Annotated in this window: 8 protein-coding genes and 1 other RNA gene; all 9 read right to left on the reverse strand. The window is 50.5% G+C overall.

Going from position 1 to position 16,567, the window contains the following annotated elements; translation table 11 throughout:
- Positions 1-33: 33 nt before the first annotated feature.
- A complete protein-coding gene (locus Q354_RS0104550; protein ID WP_211252207.1) occupies positions 34-6,261 on the reverse strand; it encodes a HAMP domain-containing protein in 6,228 nt (2,075 codons plus the stop codon).
- Between the two features lie 302 nt (positions 6,262-6,563).
- Entirely contained in the window at positions 6,564-6,992 is a 429-nt protein-coding gene (locus tag Q354_RS24590) for a response regulator (protein ID WP_051559884.1), read from the reverse strand.
- Positions 6,993-7,002: 10 nt separating this feature from the next.
- Positions 7,003-10,680: a chemotaxis protein CheB gene (locus Q354_RS24595; protein WP_084332476.1), complete on the reverse strand. Its 3,678-nt coding sequence runs from the start codon at positions 10,678-10,680 to the stop codon at positions 7,003-7,005.
- The gene (locus Q354_RS0104565) at positions 10,646-11,206 is read right to left on the reverse strand and encodes a response regulator (protein WP_027856584.1); all 561 of its coding nucleotides are present in this window, start codon (positions 11,204-11,206) and stop codon (positions 10,646-10,648) included. The genes Q354_RS24595 and Q354_RS0104565 overlap by 35 nt, the downstream gene beginning before the upstream one ends.
- Positions 11,207-11,415: 209 nt before the next feature.
- Entirely contained in the window at positions 11,416-13,203 is a 1,788-nt protein-coding gene (locus tag Q354_RS0104570) for a GGDEF domain-containing response regulator (protein ID WP_027856585.1), read from the reverse strand.
- Positions 13,204-13,396: 193 nt separating this feature from the next.
- Positions 13,397-14,134 (reverse strand): sensor histidine kinase, encoded by a 738-nt coding sequence (locus Q354_RS0104575; protein WP_027856586.1) that lies wholly within the window; start codon positions 14,132-14,134, stop codon positions 13,397-13,399.
- A gap of 500 nt (positions 14,135-14,634) precedes the next feature.
- Positions 14,635-14,731, reverse strand: an RNA gene (ffs, locus tag Q354_RS27805) — signal recognition particle sRNA small type.
- Between the two features lie 248 nt (positions 14,732-14,979).
- On the reverse strand, positions 14,980-15,141 hold the full coding sequence (locus Q354_RS28150; protein WP_156948189.1) for a hypothetical protein: 162 nt from the start codon (positions 15,139-15,141) through the stop codon (positions 14,980-14,982).
- An 87-nt stretch (positions 15,142-15,228) separates the two neighbouring features.
- Positions 15,229-16,476 (reverse strand): DUF3422 domain-containing protein, encoded by a 1,248-nt coding sequence (locus Q354_RS0104585; RefSeq protein ID WP_027856587.1) that lies wholly within the window; start codon positions 16,474-16,476, stop codon positions 15,229-15,231.
- Positions 16,477-16,567 lie beyond the last annotated feature (91 nt).

Here is a 16,567-nt window from a genome sequence, read left to right on the forward strand (position 1 = left end):
ATCGACCCTGGCATTGCCACCTTTTCCGGTCCATTAGTTTCGTTCCTTGTAGAGCCAGACCCGTACCAGCGACAACAGCTGTTCGGTATCCACCGGCTTGACAATATAGTCAGATGCGCCAGCCTCCAGGCACTTCTGTCGGTCTTCCATCATCGCCTTCGCCGTCACAGCGATAATCGGCAGGTTGCGATACTGCTCCTTCTTACGTATCTCGCGCATGGTTTCGTAGCCGTCCATCTCCGGCATCATAATATCCATCAGTACGATTTCGATCTCCGGATGCTGCTCCAGTTTATCCAACGCCTGCGCTCCGCTCTCAGCATACAGTGTGACACTGTCATGGGCCTCGAATACCGAAGTTAAGGTGAAGATATTCCGTACATCGTCATCCACTATCAGGATGGTACGACCGTTCAGCTGTGGATCGTTCTCGTGCACCTGCTGCAGCATCTGGCGCTTAGACTCTGGCAGTCTCGACTCTACCCGATGAAGGAACAGCGCCGTTTCGTCCAGCAACCGTTCGGGCGACTTCACGTTTTTAACGATGATCGTTTCGGCAACAGAGCGCAGGCGGGTTTCTTCATCCTCACTCAGTTCTTTGCCGGTATAGATAATAATCGGCAGATTCACCAGCGCCGGGTCCTTCTTGATCGCTTCAATCAACGACAGGCCATCTTCATCCGGCAATACCAGGTCAAGTACCATGCAATGGAATGTCTGCTCGCTGAGGAGTTTTCTGGCTTCCTTCGCGGTACCCACCGCCGTGACATGAACATCGCCGTTACCAATCAGGTCAATGATGGCAGCACGCTGCTTATCGTTGTCCTCCACTACCAGCAGTTGCTTCAGTTTCTGCTTCTGGAAGCTGTCTATCTGCACGAAAATATCTTTCAGGCAGCTGTCATTCAGCGGTTTGTGCAGGAAGGAGACCGCCCCTTGTTTCAGGCTGCGTTTACGCACATCTTCGACCGAGGCGATATGCACCGGAATATGGCGGATCTTAGGATCATGCTTGATCCGGTCAAGCACGGTCCAGCCGTTCATAATCGGCAGTTTAATATCGAGAATGATGGCATCCGGACGGTACTCCTGCGCGCAAAGCAGTCCGGCATCACCGGTTGTTGCGACCACACCTTTAAAACCGTTGCTACGTGCCTTCTCCAACAGAATGCGGGCAAAGGCGATATCATCTTCGATAATCAATACTATCCGGTCACCGGCCTTAATATCGATGCGGTCGTCTTCTACTTCGCTGATCAAACCACCAACGGTGCCTGTTGTTACCTGCGCCGAGCGCCCACCGGCACTCAGCACCGGCTGTTGCACAGGTAGCAAGGCTGGATCAGGTTCACGGTTGTTCACAGATGGAGGCGAAAGCAGGGACTGCGGACTCGGCGTGTAGGCAGGCATGCCATGCTCAGCGGCCACGACCAGTGCCTCCGGGTAAGTCTGAGGAATAAACAGGGTAAAGGTACTGCCCTTACCCTCCTCACTCTCCAATACGATCTCTCCGCCCAGCATGTAGGCGATCTCACGACTGATCGACAATCCCAGTCCGGTACCGCCAAACTTGCGACTGGTACTGCCATCCGCCTGCTGGAAGGCCTCGAATACAACCTGATGTTTATCCGCAGGAATGCCAATTCCACTATCAACCACACTGAAGGCAATGACATTCGCCGCTTCATTCAGGCTGTTGATATGTGGGCTCCAGCCTGTTTGTGCACTGCGTATATTAAATTTAACAAAGCCTTTTTCCGTAAATTTAATCGCATTCGAGAGGAAGTTTTTAATTACCTGCTGGACGCGCTTCTCGTCCGTCTGGATGGTTTTACGCAGGCCTGAATCCAGCTCAGTTTCAAAAACAATGCCCTTGTTCTCAGCCATCAGCTGGAAGCCGCGCACTGCCCAGTTCTGAATTCGTTGTAGGAAAATATCGCCGACCTGTATCGACATCTTGCCGGCTTCTATCTTCGCCAGATCGAGGATTTCATTGATCAGCTCCAGCAACTCGATACCCGAGTCGTGGATGGTGTTCATTTTCTCGATCTGTTTTTCAGTGAAGTTCTTGTCTATGTTCTTCCGTAATCCATCGGACAGCACCATCAGGCTGTTCAATGGCGTACGCAACTCATGAGACATATTGGCGAGGAATTCAGATTTGTATTTCGAGGAGATCGACAGCTGCTGGGCTTTCTCTTCCAACTCAGCCTTAGCGGATTCAACTTCGCGCTTCTGATCTACCAGGACGCGGGACTTCTCTTCCAGCTCTTCATTGGTCTGCTGCAGCTCTTCCTGCTGGGACTTGAGCTTACCTTCAGACTCCTTGAGGTTTTTCGCCTGGGTCTCAAGCTTGTCGTTGGTATTTTTCAGCTCCTGCTGCTGGCTTTGCAGCTCTTCAGACAATGCCTGCGACTCTTTCAACAGGCGTTCAGTACGCGCACTGGCGGTAACGGCGTTGGCTACGATGCCCAAGCTGATCATCAGCTGGTCGAGGAAAGTCAGCACATTATCGCTGAACGGCTCGAAGGAGCCGAGTTCCACAACGCCGATCAATCCGCCCTCAAACAGTACCGGCAACACCACCAATACGCCCGGCTTGGCGTTACCAAGCCCCGAGCTGACACGGATATAGTCATCCGGGATCTGGTGCACCATAATCCGTTTCTTCTCACGAGCAGACTGCCCTACCAGCCCCTGGCCAACCTCGAACCGGTTCGCCACCGATTTACGCTCGTGGTAGGCGTAGCTGGCAAGCATGACCAGCTCCGGCGTATCGTTGGTGCGGCTTTCATCAAGCCCGCTTTCAAGCGCATAAAACACGCCGTGCTGCGCGTTGATAACAGGACATACCTCTGTCACTACTACGTCGGCAAGGTTTTGCAGGTCCTTTTTACCCTGCATTAAGCCACTGAATGTTGATAGGTTGGACTTCAGCCAGTCCTGCTCGGCGTTTAGCTCCGAAGTCTCCCTGAGCGTCACGATCATCTGGTTGAGGCCGTTTTTCAACGTTTCAACCTCGCCTTTAGCGGCAACATCGATACTGCCGCTCAGATCGCCTTTGGTTACATCCGTCACCACGGTAAGAATTGATCGGATCTGACGTGTCAGGTTATCCGCCAGCTCATTTACATTCTCCGTCAGGTCTCGCCATACACCTTCGGCCGCCGGCACATCGGCCTGATTGCCAAGGTTACCCTCGTTACCCACCTCTTTTGCAACGAACGTAACCTGATTGGCAAACACCGACAGAGTGTCGATCATCGCATTAATAGTATTTTTCAGGGTCAGTACTTCCCCCTGTGCATCAACAGTGATCTTCTGTTCGAGATCACCCCTTGCCACAGCAGAGGTCACGCGCGCGATGTCACGTACCTGACCGGTCAGATTATTGGCGAGCTGGTTTACATTGCGTGTCAGATCTTCCCAGGCACCGGCTACACCTTTTACTTCGGCCTGCCCGCCCAGCTTACCTTCGGTACCCACTTCCTGCGCGACACGACTCACTTCAGACGAGAAGCGTGTCAGATTATCCACCATGCCGTTAATGGTGTTTTTCAGCTCAAGTACTTCACCCTGAGCATCCACCATGATTTTCTGGCTGAGGTCACCGTTTGCCACTGCCGCTGCAACCGTGGCGATATTCCGCACCTGATTGGTCAGGTTATCGGCCATTCCGTTTACATTGTCGGTCAGCGCCTGCCAGGCGCCGGAGACGCCTTCTACGTCGGCTTTACCACCCAGTACACCATCAGTACCTACTTCCTGTGCGACACGGGTTACCTCTGCGGCAAATCGTGTCAGCTTATCAACCATGATGTTGATCGTTTCTTTCAGTTCAAGAATCTCACCACGAGCCTCAACAGTGATCTTCTGAGACAGATCTCCATTAGCCACCGCGGTTGCCACCGTGGCGATATTACGTACCTGATTGGTCAGGTTGTCCGCCATATTGTTTACGTTACTGGTGAGGTCTTGCCAGACACCGGAGACATCTTCTACCTCTGCCTTACCGCCGAGAATCCCTTCCGTACCGACCTGCTGGGCAACACGCGTTACCTCAGATGAGAAGCGCGTCAGCTTTTCCACCATGGTATTGAGGGTATCTTTAAGCTCTGCAACCTCGCCCTGCGCATCAACGGTAATACGCTGACTGAGGTCGCCATTCGCGACGGCCGTTGCAACCGTGGCGATGTTACGCACCTGATTGGTCAGGTTATCTGCCATACCGTTAACATTGCCGGTCAGTTCTTCCCAAACTCCACCGACGTCCGATACGTTGGCTCGTCCACCCAGGATACCTTCTGTACCCACCTCTCGGGCGACTCGGGTAACCTCAGACGAAAACTGGTTGAGCTTGTCCACCATGGTGTTGATGGTGTTTTTAAGCTCAAGTACCTCGCCTTTAGCTTCAACGGTGATCTCCTGGCTGAGATCGCCGTTGGCTACAGCGGTGGCCACCGTGGCGATATTACGCACCTGATTGGTCAGGTTATCAGCCATATTATTTACGTTGTTGGTCAGATCCTGCCAAACGCCGGCGACGCCCTCTACAACGGCACTTCCGCCCAGCTGGCCATCGGTACCCACCTCCTGGGCTACCCGGGTAACCTCGGATGAGAACTGGGTCAGCTTCTCCACCATGATATTGATGGTGTCCTTAAGCTGCGCCATTTCTCCCTGCGCTTCTACCGTTATTCGCTGGCTGAGATCACCATTGGCTACGGCGGCGGCGACATTTGAAATGTTGCGTACCTGGCCGGTCAGGTTATCGGCCATACCATTTACATTGTCGGTCAGATCAAGCCATACCCCGGACACGCCCGGCACCGCAGCCTGACCGCCAAGCTGACCATCGGTTCCCACCTCACGTGCTACCCGGGTTACCTCACTGGAAAACTGGGTCAGGCGCTCGACCATGGTATTGATGGTGTCTTTAAGGTCGGCCACCTCACCCTGGGCGTCTACGGTGATCTTCTGCGACAGATCTCCATTGGCAACCGCCCCTGCGACCGTTGCGATATTACGCACCTGATTGGTCAGGTTGTCCGCCATACCATTTACGTTATTGGTCAGGTCCTGCCAGACACCGTCAACTCGTGTCACTTCAGCCTTACCGCCGAGTTTGCCTTCTGTGCCCACCTCACGCGCCACTCGCGTCACCTCAGATGAGAACTGGGTCAGGCTGTCGACCATGGTATTGATCGTCTCTTTCAGGTCCGCCACTTCACCCTGGGCATTGACGGTAATCTTCTGAGAGAGATCACCGTTGGCAACGGCCGTTGCGACCGTAGCAATATTACGCACCTGATTGGTCAGGTTATCTGCCATGCCATTAACGTTGTTGGTCAGATCCCGCCATACGCCTGTTACGCCGGATACTTCGGCCTTACCGCCTAACTTGCCCTCAGTTCCTACTTCGCGGGCAACTCGGGTCACCTCCGAAGAAAACTGAGTCAGACTGTCGACCATGGTATTGATGGTGTTTTTCAACTCCAGGACTTCACCCTGGGCATCCACAACAATTTTCTGGTTCAGATCACCATTGGCCACCGCGGTCGCCACCGTTGCGATATTACGTACCTGTCCGGTCAGGTTGTCCGCCATACCGTTAACGTTATTGGTCAGCTCCTGCCAGACGCCGGATACACCCGGCACCTCCGCACGCCCTCCCAGCTTGCCTGCGGTGCCTACATCGCGTGCAACCCGTGTTACCTCAGAGGAAAACTGCGTCAGACGCTCAACCATGGTATTGATGGTTTCTTTCAGCTCCAGTACTTCGCCTTTCGCCTGCACGGTGATGCGTTGCGACAGGTCGCCATTGGCAACAGCCGTTGCAACACTGGCGATATTACGTACCTGGTTGGTGAGGTTATCCCCCATGCCATTTACGCTGTTCGTAAGTTCCAACCAAACGCCGGAAACACCCTTAATGCGTGCCTGTCCGCCCAGGATGCCGTCAGTCCCGACATCGAGCGCAACACGGGTTACCTCGGTCGAAAATGTGTTGAGGAGGTCAATCATCTGATTGGTCGTGCGGGCAACACGCAAGAACTCACCTTTTAACGGGCGCCCTTCAATCGTCATCGACATCGGTTCTGTGAGATCGCCTTTGGCAATGGCCGCAACCACCCGGCCGAACTCACCAACAGGTTCTGCCATGCCGTCAATCGTCGTGTTGTACGACACCACCGTATCGGCCCAATGCCCCTTGGCAGCACTTATCGAAACCCGCTGGCTCAGGCGTCCATCTCTGCCCACTGCTCGGCTTACCCTCTGAAACTCCTTGAGCATCATTTGGTTAAGCTCAACGGATTCATTAAATGCCCGCGCTATTTCGCCGGCTATTCCGGTTTTATTTTCGGGTAGGCGAACAGCGAAATTACCATTTCGATAATCTCGCAAGGCTTTAAGCAAGGCTTTGTGATCAACAACTTCGGACTCATCCTTCCAGGCTTGTAAGGCCTTTAGGAGTTCCTTTGAGTCAACTTCCTGGACATTCACGCGGCGATCCCTCGACATATAGTTAGATTTATAGCGGGTGATATAAACTGGATGGGGAGTCAGAAAAAGCTTTGATTCGACAAGCGAGCCCAGCCTTCAATAAAGTGTTCACAAGTCAGTGAAAACTGAACAAAATCTGACGATTTCTTAATATAACCATTCGCGCCAAGCCTGACGCATTCCTGATAATCGCGAAGAGAGCTGGACCCCGATAGCATAAGTACAGGTACGGCCAAAGTTCGCTCATTCTGCCGTAAGCCCGCCAGAATCTCCTTGCCATTCATGCCTGGCAAGCCAATATCAAGAATCAACAGATCCGGTACTGCCAAAGCCGGATCATTCATCCGGGCCATGACATCCTGGCCAAGGTACAGGTTCTCGTACGAACCATTGAAACCCATTTTATCAAGCACAACTTCCATCATTCTGGTGTCGGCAACGTCGTCTTCACCGTGCAAAACACTGAAATGGCTATAATCATAATCCATATTGGTTTCCTTAACTCATTGGTAACGACACCGTAAAACAGGCACCTTCACCCAATGCAGAACTGGCACTGATAGTACCACCATGCTGTTCAACCACAGTTTTACAGATCGAAAGACCAATCCCTGTTCCCTCAAACTGGGCCTTGGAAACCAATCGCTGAAACGGGGCGAAAATCCGATCAGCAAAGGCCGGATCAAAACCGATACCATTATCCCGAACATCGATCACACAATAATCGCGTTCGATTTCGTAGCTGATTGCAATATCCGGCTGTTCCTTATCGGTATACTTACAGGCATTACCAATCAGGTTCTGGAATAGATGGGTCAATAAGTTCCTGTCGCCACGCAACAGTGGTAATTCAACGGTTGATATCCTGATACTCTTTTCAAGAATGACAGGAGATAAGGTTGTTAATACTGATTCGATAATTTCATTAATATTGACGTCATCAACGGCTTTCTTTTCAGAAGTCACTCGCGAGTAAGTAATGATATCGTCGATCAGCTCCCCTAGGCCGTCGGTATTCTCTTTCAGTGCACGAATCTCACTTTCAATAGCGTCACTATCACCTTGCTTAATCGCGTGCTCCAGGAACCCGAGGTAACTTTGAATATGGCGAAGCGGTGCCTTCATATCATGGGAAACAATATGGGCAAACTGTTCCAAAAGCTGATTAGAACGTTCAAGGTCTGATGCCTGCTGGCTCAACTGTCCCTCAACCAGTTTCTGACGGCTGAAGTCCATTAGTATGCCAGTGAAGCGGCTGGATTCTTTCTCTGTGCCATGCATAACCCGGCCTTTACAGATCATCCACTGTTCCTGCCCGTCTTTACATACAAACCTAAGAACTTCCTGCAGGCTGCGCCCATCGGCCGCTCCTTCCCTAACCCGGTTTTTAAAGGTATCAACCTGGTCTCCCAGCAGTTGATTCAGATCCGGGAGCTCTTCGGAGTATCCAAGTTGTTGCAGGAATGTCTGAGAGAAATAACTTTCGTCACTCTCCATTGTCCACTCGAAGTAGCCATCAGAGATAGCATCCAGAGTGCTGTGGAAGCGCCGCTGTGTCTGCTCCAAAGCGTTTTGTAAGACTCTGTAGCGCGTAATATTGGTAAACGTCAGCACGATTCCACTATTGCAGGGTAATAATTCTCCGTCTTCCTGGCTCCTCATGGCTTCATCACGCTGATGCGCATTAATACGGATCAGGTAGACCGAACCATCTTCATCCACCAACTCACGCTCAACAAGCCCGCCTCCTTTAAATACAGCGTAGATATCTTGCTGAAGCTGACTAACAATCCGTCCAGATGCCGCCGAAAATGGCCGGCCGAAGTCATCATCAATCAGATTAAACAAATGGGCAGCTGCAGGTGACAGCTTACGTACGCGCAGGCGATCGTCTAGAAAGAGAATGCCTATATTGGATTCTTCGATGATGCTGCGCTCGTCGGACTTCAACTGGCTGCGCTCACGCTCTTTCTTCTGGAACTCGTTATTGACTGTAAACAGCTCTTCGTTAACCGACTGAAGCTCTTCGTTGGTACTTTGCAGTTCCTCATTCGAGGCCATCAACTCTTCGTTTGCCGCCTGCAATTCTTCATTGCTGGCTTCAAGTTCTTCGACCGTGGACTGAAGGCTCTCCTGCGTATACTTCAGCTCATCTTCGAGTTCTCTTATCCTGGCTGTGGTTACAAGTGCAGAAACCTCCCCTACCACTTCACCCGCCTCATTACCTGACGCCTCAAGACAACTTTCCTGAGAATTCCGTAGTGAGATAATGACGTAGCTCTGGTCGCCTGAGGCTTCGGACAGAAGATGCATCTCTATATCCACCGGCTCGGCAGTACTAAACCCAGTCACCGCTCTGGATTTAAGCGGATTACCTGTCCGCACAACCTGCTGTAGCATCTGGCTGACTACGGCTTTTGCCTGATCCTTCACCATCGCGCGAATATTCAGCGATACTGCACCAAAAGATATCGACAGGAAGTCTCCTGCATCACCAAATACATGGAGTACATCTCCGGACTGGTCAACCAGTATGCTGGCCGGCACGTAGCGCTGTAGCAGTATCTCCATTGCCTTTTTGCTTTTAACACTCATCACCCTGCCCGAGGCGCTGGCCTTGAGAGCACGGGAAGGCTTCGGAGATACGGTTAACGGCATATCAATTCGTCTGGAGGAGTCACGGCTTTTACGAAATATGCGGCGATTTGAATCGATACCATGAAAGTCTGAAGAATGATTTCCGATAGACTCGCTCGGACCAAGAAACATAATTCCCTGATTCATTAGCGAAAAGCTCAGCAGGCTTAACACCCGCTGTTGCGCAACATTGTTAAAATAGATGAGCAGGTTGCGGCAGTTTACGATCTGAGTGCGGGTAAATGGCGGATCTTTCAACAGGTTATGCTGGGCAAAAACGATGGGCTTACGAATTTCTGCATTGACCTGATAACTGCCGGAAGACAGGGGCGTAAAAAAGCGCTTACGGTAACTGTCTTCCAGACCGAGCATTTCATCTTCCCGATATATCCCGGTAGCCGCAGTCTGGATGGAGCGGGAGTGAATATCAGTTGCAAAAATCTTGAATGGTTTCTTTCCGTAAGGTGATTCCGCCATCACCTCTGTCATTAACATTGCCATGCTGTAGGCTTCCTGGCCGGTAGCACAAGCGGCAACCCAGATGCGGATTTCGGCTTCGTCCTGAAAATGCTCCAGCATCTTCGGCAACTCAGCCCTCAATGACTTGAAGGCCCCACTATCCCTGAAGAAGCGGGTAACGCCAATCAACAGATCTCGATAGAGCAACTCAAGCTCATCGTGATTTGAAACCAGAACATTTATATATTCACGTAACGAACTGGCCTTTCGGTATGCCAGTCGCCGCTCTAACCGTCGCGTAATCGTAGAAGGTTTATATTGTGAGAAATCCAGATCGAAGCGGCTGTGTAGCAGAATCAGTATTTCTGAAAACTCCCCGACTTCAGGATCGATACTGCCTTGCTCGATCTGCTGTTCGACAGTTGCTGTACGCTTAGAGTATTTAATCAGAGCCTCGGGAATCCGCTCTGGTGACAGCACCAGGTCAACCTTATTGGTCGCGATTGCGTTGCTAGGCATTGAATCGAAGCGGCAACTGTCCGGCTCCTGTGCAATGACAAAGCCACCACAGTCATGGACCAATGGCACACCTTTACTGCCATCTGATCCGGTACCGGACAGCACGATGGCAATACATTTTTCCTCGTAGGTCTCGGCCAGAGAGCGGAAAAACGTATTGATCGGCAGATTTACAAAATCACCGCTTTCCCGCTCGGTCAGGTAAAGCCGCCCATTTGCGGCGATCATCTCTTTCTTTGGCGGTAACAGATAGATGGAGTCAGCTTCTAGCGGCATCTGGTCGGCAGCAACCCTGATTGGAATCATGGTCTTTCGCGCCAAAAGTTCATCCATCATGCTTTTGTAATCGGGCGATAGATGCTGGATGATTACAAAGGCCATACCCGTCTGAAACGGCATGCTGCTAAATAACTCCTCCAGGGCTTCCAGCCCCCCTGCAGACGCCCCTATACCAACCACATACTCCGGTGGCTCGCCCAGCAAATTTGTTTCAGCCGTTACAGCTTCTTCGTAGGTCGATGAGGTATCATTTGGCATCTCGGATCCCTTGCCAGCTGGCATCCAGTTCTTTTAGTTGCAGGGACAGTTCAGTCAGCTCATTGCAGTAATGTTGTAAGCCTTCTTTCCCTAGCAAAGCATCCAATGGCATGATAACTCCGGTACCCAGGTTATTCAGGTGCTGCTCGACTTTCTCAATCGACTTGATCCGGCGCGCCTGTTGCACGATAAAACTGACTTTACGGTACACCGTTTGGGGATCAAGCGGCTTTAGCAAAAAGTCCACCGCGCCATACTGATAGGCTTTAAGTGTCTCGTTTTCACTAAACACTTTTCCGGTGATCATAATGACCGGAATCTTTGCATGGGCCGGTGCATTTCGCAGTGTCTTCAAAAACTCGAAGCCGTCCATTTCCGGCATACTTACATCCAACAGTACGCAATCGACGGACCGGTTAAGCATGATAAGCAAGGCTTCTTTTGCGGACGTAGCTTTTATAAATTTTGCATCGATTGTGCCAAGTACATCTTCCAGCGCCAGCAGGCTCGATATCTGATCATCAACCGCTAAGATCTGAATGGGACTCATCCTTACCTTCCCGAATTTATAGTAATTTTGATGGATTACAGCTTAAAACACCGCGTAAAAATCAGCATATAAAAACATGCGACTTACAATAAACGCCTTAGCCTAAGCTCCAATGCATATATTCCTTTACCTACAACCTTACATAGAACACATTATTCCAGCAGAAACAACACCTTAACCTACAAAAATCAAAAACCACTAACTATAAACTAGCTGCAAACACAACCTTCGCCAGCATTCAGACCGTAGAACGAAACTGCCTTATCGGGCTGCATCGGCTGCGCTATGTAGAAGCCCTGCACATAGTCACATCCCAGAGAGACCGCGATACGGTATTCTTCTTTCCTCTCTATACCTTCAGCGACCACTTCAATACCCAACCGGTGTGCCATTTCCACTATACCTGCAATAACTGCCTGACTTTTTTTATTCAAATCAAGGTGATCGATAAAAGCACGGTCCAGCTTAAGCATATCAAGCGGCAGGCTTAGGAGTTTCATAACGGAGGAGTGGTCGGTGCTGAAGTCATCTAACGCAACCTTGACGCCTTCCGCCCTGAGTCGCTGCAACTGATCCCTGCACATAGCCGAGCATTGAACGATCTGTCGCTCTGTTAACTCTATGCAGATGGCGTCAACCGGAAGGGCTTTTTCAATAAGACAGTCTAAAAATGAGTCTATAAAGTCATTCTCAGCCAGCTGGGATGCGGTAACATTAATTGAAAATATGCTTATCTCTCTGCCTTTACTTATAGATCCATGGTACAGATCTGCCACATCAGAAATAACAGCCCAGGTAATACTATTCGCAACAGGTTTGCTATCAGCGAGTGGAATAAAGTCGGAGGGAGGTACTCTTCCAATAACCGGGGAGGACCAGCGAACCAAAGCCTCCATAATCCCAACCTTATCTTTACTGGTTGATACTATCGGCTGAAAACAGCAGCTCAATTCTGAATTGGCAATAGCGTTATCCAATTCATTTTCTATCTTTTCTTTCTTTGATATTCTGTTGGCAATGCTGTCCGTGAAAAAGCACAACGGATGATTGTGATTACTTTTGGCTTCATACATTGCACAATCGGCCTGCTTAACCAACTGGTCGAGCGATTTGGCAAGGGGATAGAAAGAGACTCCAATAGATGCCGCCGTTGTGATGCTGTGATCTTCGATCACAAAAGGCTGATCAAATACCGATAACACTCTGTTTATCAATGGATGAATCTGTTCCCTGCTATCAAGACAGTCAGTGATTATGACAAACTCATCGCCTCCAAGCCTCGACAGAAAATCTGTATCACGAACAACATTCTCCAGCCTTCGGGACATCTGCTTTAGCAACTCGTCGCCAATCAGGTGTCCATAGGTATCATTTATTCTCTTGAAACCGTTGAGATCAAAGAATAACAGTGCAACCTGCTTTTTGGCCCGGTCTGCGCGATGCAGTATGCGTGTAGAAGCATCATGAAAATAGGATCGATTAGGAAGGCCTGTTAAAGGATCATGCCGTACCATGGCCTCTAGCTGAACATTCCTATAGGTTGATTCATCCAGAGCTTCTTTTAGCTTGGACTCTATCAGCTTCTGGTCCACAGCATATTCTAAACTCCTGGCAAGAACCTCCGGTGTAATATTGTTTTTGGTAAGGTAGTCCAGAGCGCCTTCTTTAATAGACTCAACGGCCACACTTAAGTCCTGCTGGCCTGTTAATACTACTATTGGTAAATCTGGGTACTTCTCTGATAAATGCGTAATGTTTTTAACGCCTGAAGGACCGGGCAGGTTCATATCCAGAATAAGTGCGCGAAATTCTCTTTCCTCAACTGCCTCGACAATTTTGTCATAACAATCAACGCAGACGATGGAACAGGCACCTTTAAACGCCTGCCTTAGCATTTCACTTACAATTTCAACATCACTCGGATTATCTTCGGCCATCAAGAATACTTTATTCTCACTATGACGAATAAAATCCACTGAGCTTTCCCTTGCCATCATTAGGACACCTGACTCAAATAACCCAACAGCACCAAATAAAACTATTTCATACTAAATAACCAACGCCTTCCAGTTAACTTAAAGTACACCTAACAAAATCCAGAGCAGCCATAAAAATCATTTTCCGATATTTCAATATCACTTAAACACCATGCCACTACCATTTATACAAATTAAAATTAGACACCTTGAATCAGTCATTGCCGGATTTCCTGAATCGGGAGGCAGGTATATTTAGAATGGCGACCAAGCCACCCTGACTGGAAGTAGTGAATGACATCCCACCACCATGTAACTGCGCAATGCGCTCGCAATAAGCGAGCCCCATCCCTGGTCGCGCCCCTGAGGGATCTATACGTTTGAAAGGCAGTGTAAGCAATGGCTGCAATTCGGCGGCAACACCCATGCCATTATCTTCAACAGCCAAGGTGAACTCCTTGTCTGTTATAGACGCGGTGACAATTATGACTGAATGATGGCCTGTATCGGCTGTTTGATAACGAAGTGCGTTATCCAACAGACAATGTAGTAACTGCTGCCACTGAGACTGACAGCCATAAATGTCTGTCGAGCTGACGCGGACTTCGATACTGATAGGCTTTGCCGCTTTCTGTAGATCGAAATTCTCTACTACCCGAGCAAGCACAGCATCAAGCGAAAACCAGCCGTGATGACTTCCTTCACGTCCCAGGCGTGAATATATACTCAACGCTTCCAGCATCTGTTGGGCATTAACGCCATTTTCGTTAATAATCTGAAGCCAGTGACGCTGCTTCTGCGGTAAATCATCCGCGGCGGACTGTTGTAACAAGGAAGAAAATTGAACAATGGCGCGAAGCGGTGCCCCCATATCGTGAGCAAGTACATTGACCAGCTCCTGCATCTGGGCAACAGATTGCGCATCCCTCATCGCTTCCGGATTGCTGTTCATGCAATCATCTCCCTGTGACCTTACTGATTCCCTGAACGTTGAACCGATCCAGTATCAAATTTCAGCTTAGCATAGGATTTTCCAAGCGCCCGGCGAATCATCAAGTTCTGGAATATAGGAGAGAAAGCGCAGAACTCCTAGCACCTCAGAGACAGCCATTCCGGAGCTTTCGTGATGATTGAATTCCATACTAACTATCACCGATGAAGCGCCTCAAACGGCCCCATCACCAAGTAACGTTGATTGCGGAGAGGCAATGCGAATTGATAGCTACCGCTCAACAAGTATCAGAGTAAATGCGGTCAATGAAATCCAGCACAGGATCTAACTCCAGCGGCCGAAAGCGCACAGGGTAAAGAGAGATACGAAGAAAGCTAAGGATGGCGCGGCCACGCGAAGCTGCGATCTTGAAGCGCGATAGCAGTTTAGGAAAACGGGAAGAACTGTCTATGCAGACTTATGATACAAACGACAACAAGGAGGGGTAGAAATGGAGATGGCCCCGCCAGCCACATCCCGGCACACAAATCCACCGCTGTGGCTGCTCCCTTCCGGGCCTGACCAGGTTCACGGCTTATCGTTGCGGGAGGACCAACAGGGCCACCATAACGCGTCTCTGAGATGTCGTCTCAGGACAGGGGCGTAGTATACAGTCGAATCTCGGAGATGCAACAGGAATATCGCTTTATTTTTAATAAGTTACCAATCAGGTCAATTCCTGTACAACTACTGGCTAGCGTTTAGACGTTGCGGCGTGGATTGCCTGTATCAGGTAGATAAACCTCAGCTCGCGACGGTCCAGACTGGCATTGCTGGTCGCTTCTTTATCGTCCGTGTTTACAGTTTTAACGGCAGGAGCGACAAAAGTCGTCCTCCTGAATCAGGCTCTGGACGGCAGGAGGTAATTTACCCACTTCAGACTCACTCTGCTCGGTAGCAGCCTGGGCCGGAATGGTCAGCAACGCCAGCGCGGCGATGGCAATCAGCAGGAACTTGAAGAGCTTCATATCAGGCACCTCTTCTTCAAGGCGGTTTGTAGCTCTTTAGACCCTCTGTCACTAAATAAATTGCGTCCCGGCCTGTCGGGCTATCCCCTAGTCTTCGCCATAGTGCTTAAGCAGGTTGCGAACGTACCACCAGAGAACACCGGCAATCAGAGGAACTGAAAAGCTCAGTACCATTAATGCGGTATCACGCATATCATCCGCCTGAACCGTATTGCGCAGGGTGCGCTCAATCAGGTCGAAAGCGTAATATGTCACCACAATAATAGTAAAACTTTCCAGTTTAGCCTGCATACGCAGCTGGCGCCGGGCGCGGCCGTTAAGCGCTTCGAGCAGGTCACGGTTCTGTTGTTCGACCGAGAGGTCAACCTGAGAGCGGATCAGTTCGGTGACCCGGGCAATTCGTTTCGACAGCCGTTCGATGCGCGCTCCGGCAGCGAGGCAGGTACGGCGTGCGGGCTCAAGTCGACGTTCCATAAACTGGGCAACGGTCTGATACCCCTCGACACGCACTTCTCGCAGCTCGGTGATTCGCTTATCCAGCATGGCGAAGTAGGCTTCCGATGCGCCAAACCGGTTTGCAGTATCTGCCGCCAGCTCTTCTACATTGGCGGCCAACAGGGTCAGTTCGGCAAGCAGTTTCTGGGCCGGGGCTGAATCTTCGCCCGACATCCGGTGGGTAATATCGGCCAGCTGGCGGTCCAGCTGCGTCACCTGAGGCATCGCGTCTGTCGCAGATGGCAGGGCCAGCAGGGCCATGTGGCGGTAGGTCTCGACTTCACAGATCCTTTGTAACAGGCGGCCTGCCTGAAACGGCAGCAGCGCCCTGTCTTCCACCAACACCCGCACCCGGCCGGTATCCGGTCGCAGCACGAAATCAGTCCAGATACTGGCAGCCCCGCTCATCACCTCCGAACCGGATACCTGGTTATCGCCAAAAGATTCAACGTACCAGCCCTTCAGATCCGAGCGCTTCTTACGAAACACGATCTCGACACTGCACAGCACGGCGCCAGGCAGCTGCTCCTGCCATGCGTCAGGTATCTCCGGGGGATCGGCGTGACCAAAACTGTACAGCGTGAGGCTGTAAAACTCATTATGAGGTTCAAAGCGTAACGCTCCCTCTTTTGATGCAGCGTAAAAGAAGCCTCCGATCTGTTTCTCGATCTTCATCCCCATCTCTTCTGCCATACAGAGCATCAGTCCAACCATCTCCTGCATCCGCTCGCCATCCAGCATAACCGCCATATGGGTAATGCTCAGGGGGGGATTCAGTTTAAGAAATGGCCGTGCGTGAACTTCGTTTGCCAGTTGAGTTTGAAGCGGGTGACTCTGCATGCGTTGCGCTACCTGTCTCGGAAAAACTTCAGACGTCATTGCAACATGTGCGTTATCAGGTCGCAAGTGTACTACCACTGTATACGCCAAT

The organism is Marinobacterium jannaschii DSM 6295, from assembly GCF_000620085.1.
Lineage (GTDB): Bacteria > Pseudomonadota > Gammaproteobacteria > Pseudomonadales > Balneatricaceae > Pontibacterium > Pontibacterium jannaschii.